Genomic DNA, 3,748 nt, shown 5'->3' on the forward strand with positions numbered 1-3,748 from the left:
AAATAGCCCGCCCCTACAACTAATAACTGGAAATAATGGATTTAATTTTATGTCATCAAACCGCAGATTTTGATTCGCTGGGTGCAGCAGTGGGGTTATCGCTGTTAAAAAAGGGTGCAAAAATAGTCTTGACTGGTGGTACTCATCCCACAGTAGGGGAATTCTTGGCGTTACATCGAGATGAGTTTCCTTTGATAGAATTGCGTAGTGTTACTCCTGAAAATATTCGAGCGCTGTATATTCCCGATACCCAAAAAAGCGATCGCGCATATTGGTTTCCCAGAGGTCAAGCCAGGTAAGCTGCAGCAAGTTTTCCAGGGCTGTGGTTTCCTCGATGGGCGTGTTGTAGAGAGCTAGCCAGCTCAACTGGGCCAGAGCTTCAATCGGCGAAACATCAGTCACCAGTGTGTTGAACAACAGGAGTTCTTCTAACGCGTACAGGTTAGCGAGAGACGATACCTCCTCGACAGGATTGTTACCCAGCGATAGCGAGCGCGCGCGGTGCGCCAAGTTCAAGCCACCGACCCTGCTGAAGTTTTTGGTGGCTAGCGTTTTTGGCGGCTAACGTTCTTCAACAGTTGTGAAACGTCTACCATATCTCAAACTTATCCCTTCGGTTTGAGATCGTTATCGTTGGTCTACAGATCGTTCGGATATTATATAGATAATTCCTGCAGCCACTTACTCACAAAATTACTCACAAAAACCAGCATCTGCCGCGATACGAGTGCTCTTTTTAGTCGGTAGCAATGAGAGTAATAGTAAGCATTGATTTATCTCTTTTTGAATCTATCTATTTTAAAAATACTAAGGACACCATCATGAATAAGACAAAGACGAAACCATCCACAGGCGAAGGGTGGGCTGTCCATGTTTACGATAGCGATCGCCACCTGCGGTTTACTCTAGAGCCTTCGCATATCTGGGCGTTCAGTTGGGGCATTGGGGTGGGTCTTCTAGTGGCCATTGTGTGGTCTGCGCTCTATAGCGCGTCCCATAGCTTCTCAAGCAATACCAAGCATTTAACAAACCTTGAACCAACTCCTGAAATCACCTCTAGAGAAGGCTTCCGCACTGAGTCTACCAGTTCATTCCCCTTCGGGATAGATTGACTATTGGTCACATTTAGATATGATTCGAGCTTAAGTTATAAGCCTAAATTATCAATTGAATAAAATAATATGTCTCAAATTCTTAAAATTTAATCAGCTTTTGCGCACCTAATGAGATAGAGTTATATCAATGAGAAATGAGATGGTAATTGATTTAACTATATTCCATTAGCCCCTGACCCCTAAGATCTGATTAAGGAGGAATTACAACGTGAATTTTTGGTCCGATTTCTTGACGCTCTTCCTGGATAAGTTGCAGTCCCCGACACTCGGTTTTCTGATTGGTGGTATGGTCGTTGCCGCCGTCAATAGCCGACTGGCAATTCCAGATGCGATCTATAAGTTCATCGTCTTCATGCTGCTCATAAAAGTCGGCCTGAGCGGTGGCATTGCGATCCGCAATGCCAATCTGGCGGAGATGCTGTTGCCCGCGGTGTTCGCCATGGTAGTGGGGATACTTATCGTGTTCATAGGGCGCTACACGTTGGCCAATATGCCGAAAGTCAAAGTCGTGGATGCCATTGCGACCGCGGGCTTGTTCGGTGCCGTGAGTGGCTCTACCCTCGCTGCTGGCCTGACAATACTGGAAACGGAAGGTATCCAATACGAACCCTGGGCCGCCGCACTCTATCCCTTTATGGACATCCCAGCGCTCGTGACTGCGATCGTCTTAGCCAGCATTTATACCAGCAAGCAGCGCGACAAGTATTTCAGCAAGGAGGAGTCTCTCAGCAAGCAGCGCGTTACCGCAGGCGGATATACCAGCGAGCAGGGCGGTAACGCAGGCGGGTATTCCAGCAATCAGGGCATTACTGCAAGCGGGTATCCCAAAAGGCAGCCCGAGCGGGTCAAGATATGGCCCATTGTGAAGGAAAGCCTCCAGGGCTCTGCCCTATCGGCATTGCTGCTCGGCCTTGCTCTAGGCATACTAACCCGGCCAGAGAGTGTCTATGAGAGCTTCTTCGATCCCCTCTTCCGTGGCCTGCTTTCGATACTGATGCTGGTAATGGGTATGGAAGCCACGGCAAGGATCGGCGAGCTGCGCAAAGTGGGCCAGTGGTACGCCATATATGCCGCGGTGGGGCCGCTGCTGCATGGGTTCATTGCCTTCGGTTTCGGCATGATTGCCCACTTCACCACGGGATTTAGCCTTGGCGGCGTCGTGATCCTGGCCGTCATCGCTTCCTCCAGTTCAGATATCTCAGGGCCGCCCACATTGCGAGCCGGTATCCCGTCAGCTAATCCCTCCGCCTACATCGGTTCGTCCACAGCTGTCGGCACGCCAGTTGCCCTTGCCATAGGAATACCGCTCTTCATCGGGCTCGCCCAGGTGCTGATGGGCAGCTGATCCCAGACGGGTTGCGGTCTGCCAGTGCTCCCCTGGGCCAGCGACCAACGCGACGGCTAGATCAGCGCGATAGCGAGCGGTGCTGCCGTTTTCCTGAGTTTCTATTATATTTCAATGAATACACACATCGAGAGGTAACCAACATGACCCAGCAAGCCTGCAAGCTCGTCATTGTCACAGAAAAGTTGCTGCTGAAAAAGATCGCCAAGATCATCGATGAAGCTGGAGCTACCGGTTATACGGTGGTGGACGCTGGCGGTAAAGGCAGTCGCAACGTGCGCTCGTCGGGACAACCCACCATTTCCGACACCTACTCGAATCTAAAGTTTGAGGTGCTCACCCCCAATCGGGATATGGCCGTGAAGATTTCGGATGAGGTCGCAGCGCAGTTTTTCGACGATTATTCGGGCATCGCCTATCTCTGTGACGTGATGGAGGTACTGCACGCGCACAAGTTCTAACTCAAAACCCCTTAATGGTACAGAAAACTCTGTCGTCCACGGTCAATGGTCTCATCATGAGAACGTCACCACCTTTGAGAACTCAATCCGAGAGTCTCGTGCCTGCTGGTAGTGCTTCAGGGCATAGGCTTTCGGGGGACTTCGCTGGGGCAGTGGGGTGCTTTCAAGTGTATGTTTTTAATATTCATCCAGGGGCTGGAGAAAAATCGGGAATAAAACGGCCTTTAGGTAAAGGCATTCCTTTAATTACAGAGGCCAAAATTATTAAAAAGCCTCGTCGGAAACAACTCAACAATCGAGTTGGATTAGGATGCTCTAATCTAGTATCATCTAATGAAGATTCTCCAGAATTTGGGTTGAGATTTTCGTCGGTGTCAACATCTGAAGTAATTTCATTTAAAGGTGGTAAGCTACTGGCAGGTAAATTAGCCTCGTGCAGTCCACCAATACTAACTAAGTATAAAGTGGCAAAGCGCGAACGCTAACCCCAGACGTTCTGCTCGTTGAGGGTCAGTCATTTTAGTATGATGCCAACCAAAACCACCTCGCTTCATATCTTTGAAAAGGCATTCAATCCAACTACGCATCCCATACCAACAAATCTCTGCCTGCTGGGGAGTTAAATCGGTAATGATCAGCCAAGGGTCAGCAGAGCCTTCATCCCATCGAGCCAGAAGAGTACAAGATAAACTTCCCATTACGCACTTCAATTTGTAGTTTTATCAAAGTATCTACTCTCAGACTTTAGATAGAGGAAGATTGGGGACTTGCGCGTAAATAAGTTACCAGATAATCTGATAAATATGAAGCAATAATAACTAGAAAAA

Annotated in this window: 4 protein-coding genes and 1 pseudogene; 4 read left to right on the forward strand and 1 reads right to left on the reverse strand. The window is 48.7% G+C overall.

The annotated features are described in order from the left end of the window. Positions 1–35 precede the first annotated feature (35 nt). The 4 genes and pseudogenes from H1P_RS31660 to H1P_RS31680 form a co-directional block, all read left to right on the forward strand. A pseudogene (locus H1P_RS31660) lies at positions 36–266 on the forward strand (hypothetical protein); the annotation flags it as partial. A 1,057-nt stretch (positions 267–1,323) separates the two neighbouring features. Beyond that, on the forward strand, positions 1,324–2,460 hold the full coding sequence (locus tag H1P_RS31670; RefSeq protein ID WP_144875212.1) for a sodium-dependent bicarbonate transport family permease: 1,137 nt from the start codon (positions 1,324–1,326) through the stop codon (positions 2,458–2,460). 143 nt (positions 2,461–2,603) lie between these two features. Further along, positions 2,604–2,921 (forward strand): P-II family nitrogen regulator, encoded by a 318-nt coding sequence (locus H1P_RS31675; RefSeq protein WP_144875214.1) that lies wholly within the window; start codon positions 2,604–2,606, stop codon positions 2,919–2,921. Between the two features lie 56 nt (positions 2,922–2,977). After that, positions 2,978–3,406 carry a hypothetical protein gene (locus tag H1P_RS31680; RefSeq protein WP_144875216.1) on the forward strand — a complete coding sequence of 143 codons (429 nt, stop codon included), beginning with the start codon at positions 2,978–2,980 and terminating at the stop codon, positions 3,404–3,406. Here H1P_RS31680 and H1P_RS36835 read toward each other — a convergent pair. After that, positions 3,371–3,619 carry a hypothetical protein gene (locus H1P_RS36835; protein ID WP_186376264.1) on the reverse strand — a complete coding sequence of 83 codons (249 nt, stop codon included), beginning with the start codon at positions 3,617–3,619 and terminating at the stop codon, positions 3,371–3,373. The genes H1P_RS31680 and H1P_RS36835 overlap by 36 nt on opposite strands. Between the last annotated feature and the right edge of the window lie 129 nt (positions 3,620–3,748).

The organism is Hyella patelloides LEGE 07179 (assembly GCF_900659865.1).
In the GTDB taxonomy this organism is placed as follows: Bacteria; Cyanobacteriota; Cyanobacteriia; order Cyanobacteriales; family Xenococcaceae; genus Hyella; species Hyella patelloides.

Bases quoted from the DNA above. Each gene is read 5' to 3' on its own strand.
- H1P_RS31675 (WP_144875214.1), top strand. From the start codon at position 2,604: ATGACCCAGCAAGCCTGCAAGCTCGTCATTGTCACAGAAAAGTTGCTG.
- H1P_RS31680 (WP_144875216.1), top strand. From the start codon at position 2,978: ATGAGAACGTCACCACCTTTGAGAACTCAATCCGAGAGTCTCGTGCCT.
- H1P_RS36835 (WP_186376264.1), bottom strand. From the start codon at position 3,619: ATGGGAAGTTTATCTTGTACTCTTCTGGCTCGATGGGATGAAGGCTCT.